Origin of the sequence: Ramlibacter sp. (assembly GCF_028292805.1) — a bacterium.
Lineage (GTDB): Bacteria > Pseudomonadota > Gammaproteobacteria > Burkholderiales > Burkholderiaceae_C > Ramlibacter.
The window spans coordinates 1-2,897 of the sequence record NZ_JAQGLS010000247.1; the positions used below are offsets into that span (position 1 = coordinate 1).

At 66.1% G+C, this 2,897-nt stretch carries 5 protein-coding genes and 1 pseudogene; 5 read left to right on the top strand and 1 reads right to left on the bottom strand.

Annotated elements, in window-relative coordinates; translation table 11 throughout:
- Nucleotides 1-142: pseudogene (locus tag JWP65_RS15575) on the bottom strand (magnesium transporter CorA); the annotation flags it as partial.
- Between the two features lie 317 nt (nt 143-459).
- On the opposite strand from JWP65_RS15575, the gene JWP65_RS15580 reads away from it, so the two are divergent.
- From JWP65_RS15580 to hprK, 5 genes are all read left to right on the top strand, one after another.
- Nucleotides 460-669: a hypothetical protein gene (locus JWP65_RS15580; RefSeq protein WP_299765325.1), complete on the top strand. Its 210-nt coding sequence runs from the start codon at nt 460-462 to the stop codon at nt 667-669.
- Between the two features lie 23 nt (nt 670-692).
- Nucleotides 693-857: a hypothetical protein gene (locus tag JWP65_RS15585; RefSeq protein WP_299765327.1), complete on the top strand. Its 165-nt coding sequence runs from the start codon at nt 693-695 to the stop codon at nt 855-857.
- A 268-nt stretch (nt 858-1,125) separates the two neighbouring features.
- Nucleotides 1,126-1,455 carry a ribosome-associated translation inhibitor RaiA gene (gene raiA / locus JWP65_RS15590; RefSeq protein WP_299765329.1) on the top strand — a complete coding sequence of 110 codons (330 nt, stop codon included), beginning with the start codon at nt 1,126-1,128 and terminating at the stop codon, nt 1,453-1,455.
- Nucleotides 1,456-1,568: 113 nt separating this feature from the next.
- Nucleotides 1,569-2,039, top strand: a complete 471-nt coding sequence (locus JWP65_RS15595) for a PTS sugar transporter subunit IIA (RefSeq protein ID WP_299765331.1) — start codon at nt 1,569-1,571, stop codon at nt 2,037-2,039.
- A 16-nt stretch (nt 2,040-2,055) separates the two neighbouring features.
- The coding region (gene hprK / locus JWP65_RS15600; protein WP_299765333.1) for an HPr(Ser) kinase/phosphatase at nt 2,056-2,897 on the top strand (842 nt) is incomplete at its 3' end.

Consider the following 2,897-nt stretch of genomic DNA (forward strand, 5'->3'; position numbering starts at 1 on the left):
AGTACTGCTTGATCCAGCGCTTCTCCTCGGGCGTGGGCGATTCGAGGTCGACCCAGATCGGCTGGAAGCGGGAGAGCTCCTCCAGCGACTCGATCTCTTCCTGGAAGAGTCGGCCATTGGCGAGCGTGAAGATATTGAGCATGGGGAACTGGGCTCGGGTTCCAACGATTCGGGAGGAGGGCTGGGAAGGCAGCTTTCGCGAATAACTGGATCTGACCCCAATTAATCGGAAAGCTAGCGACTAGGGTAGGTTTCCAAGATGCGCTCCAGATGACCGATGCGCGATTATGCCGCCGCGTCCCGGCAGCTTGAGCAGGGCGAGGGCGCTTACTGCTGGGCAGGCGGCGAAGGATACGTCCTACATTGCTGGGCCGGAACGTCCGACAGCATGGCTCAGGAGCGCGCCCTACATTGGGCTTCGTCTGCCGGAGAACCCTACCGGTCTTGCAAGGAGCCCAGATGATCCAGTTAGCAACCGACCCGAAAGCGAGCCGCACCAACTGGGGCGACGCCGGCGATGCTGGCGACCCTGGCGCCGACGGCAAGGAGGCATCTGCCCAGCGCCGCGGCCGCATCGGCCATGCCTGGCCCTTCCTCAGCCGCGCCGACGAGCGGCCCGCCGCGCAGCAGCAACGCCAGCGCGCCCCCAACAATCAGAGCGGAAGCTGAATCTTCCGCACGGAGAGAGCACCATGTACAAGGAACCCAAGTCCAGCAACCGCTACAACGACACGCCGCGCGACAAGCCGCATGCCGAGCGCGTCGAGCATGCGAACCTGGAGCGGCCGGGCGCCCAGGCCCATCCCAAGGCCGGCTGGAGCCGCGTCGATGCGGTCACGGCCTGGCGCATGCGCTGAGTCCGAACGCCACGCAGGTGGCAACAAAAAGGCGGCCCATGGGCCGCCTTTTTGTTGGCGTGCGCGGCCGCTTTTCCGTGCATCCAGCGCGGCCGTTTCTTCTTTGTAGCTCGGCCCTTTTCGCCTGCTTTCCATTTCGTGCGCCGGCAGGGCGGGAAAGCAATTGCCAGAGCGCCTGGCCCGCGGCATAGTGGCTGCAAGCGACCCCATGCGAGAGTTCTTCCCCACGCCAATCCAGGCGATCCACCCGAGTGCAACAGGAGGCTCCATGAACCTGACGATCAGCGGTCACCACCTCGAAGTAACCCCGGCTCTGCGCCAGTACGTGACCACCAAGCTCGATCGCATCACCCGCCACTTTGACCAAGTCGTCGACATCAGGGTCCTGCTGTGCGTCGACAAGCAAAGGGAGAGGGAACGCAGGCAGCGCGCCGGATGCACGATCCGCGTGAAAGGCAACGACATGCACGCCGAGAGCGCCCACCACGACTTGTACGCCGCCCTCGATGAACTGGTCGACAAGCTCGATCGCCAGGTCGGCCGGCACAAGACCCGGATGCAGGACCATCATCACGACGCGCCCAAGCGCCTGATGTAAATCCCAACGAGGCCCCGCAAGGGGCCTTTCGCTTTGGCGTTGTCCGCCGCGAACGGACCTGGAACGTTTTGTTGCAGTGCACCCAGCCGGGTGCATAATCCGCCCCACTCACCATGAACCGCCTCGCGTCCATCCTGCCGGCTGCCCAGGTCCTGGTCAACGTCGATGCCACCAGCAAGAAACGGGCTTTCGAAGAGGCCGGCTTGCTGTTCGAAAACCTGCACGGCCTGTCGCGCGCCCTCATCACGGACAGCCTGTTCGCCCGCGAACGGCTGGGCTCGACCGGGCTCGGCCACGGCGTCGCCATCCCGCATGGCCGCATCAAGGGCCTGAAGGCGCCGATGGCGGCCTTGTTCCAGCTGGCCAAGCCGATCGGTTTCGACGCCCCGGACGAACAGCCGGTCAACCTGCTGATCTTTCTGCTGGTGCCCGAAGCGGCGACGCAAAAGCACCTCGAGATCCTGTCCGAAATCGCCGAGCTGCTCAGCGATGCGCCGCTGCGCGAGCAGATCAAGTCCAGTGATGCCGCTGTCGACCTGCACCGGCTGATCGCCACCTGGCAGTCGGCGCAGCCGGCGGCATGAGCAAGGCGCGTCGCGCTTGAAACCCACCGCCGTCAGCGCCGATGTCCTGTTCGAAGACCACCGGGGTCAGCTCAAGTGGGAATGGCTCGCCGGGCTGGGCGCGTCCGAGCGGCGTTTCGACGAAGTCGCCGTGCGGGCGGCCCGCTCGGGTGCCGACCTGGTGGGCTACCTGAACTACATCCATCCATACCGGGTGCAGATCCTGGGCGCGCGCGAGGTCGCCTACATCACCAGCGCCACGGCCGAGGACTGCGCGCGCCGGATCGCCCGCATCGTCACGCTGGAGCCGCCGGTGCTGGTGCTCACCGATGGCCAGGCGGCGCCGGACGCGCTGCTGTCGATGTGCGAGCGGGCGCAAATCCCGATGTTCGCCACCCAGGAGCCGTCGGCGTTCGTGATCGACGTGCTGCGCGCCTACCTGTCCAAGCACTTTGCCGAGCGCACCTCGATGCACGGCGTGTTCATGGACATCCTGGGGCTGGGTGTGCTGATCACCGGCGAATCCGGCCTGGGCAAGAGCGAGCTGGGGCTGGAGCTGATCACCCGCGGCAACGGCCTGGTGGCCGACGACGCGGTGGACCTCTACCGGGTCAACCAGACCACCATCGAAGGCCGCTGCCCGGAGTTGCTGCAGAACCTGCTGGAGGTGCGCGGCATCGGCCTGCTGGACATCCGCGCCATCTTCGGCGAGACGGCGGTGCGCCGCAAGATGCGGCTGCGGCTGATCGTGCACCTGGTGCGGCGCGAGACGATGGAGCGCGAGTACGAGCGGCTGCCGTACGAGCCGCTGACTCAGGACGTGCTGGGGGTGCCGGTGCGCAAGGCGGTGATCCCGGTGGTCGCCGGGCGCAACATCGC

Coding starts and splice junctions, on each gene's coding strand:
- JWP65_RS15580 (WP_299765325.1), top strand. CDS start 460: ATGATCCAGTTAGCAACCGACCCGAAAGCGAGCCGCACCAACTGGGGC.
- JWP65_RS15585 (WP_299765327.1), top strand. CDS start 693: ATGTACAAGGAACCCAAGTCCAGCAACCGCTACAACGACACGCCGCGC.
- raiA (WP_299765329.1), top strand. CDS start 1,126: ATGAACCTGACGATCAGCGGTCACCACCTCGAAGTAACCCCGGCTCTG.
- JWP65_RS15595 (WP_299765331.1), top strand. CDS start 1,569: ATGAACCGCCTCGCGTCCATCCTGCCGGCTGCCCAGGTCCTGGTCAAC.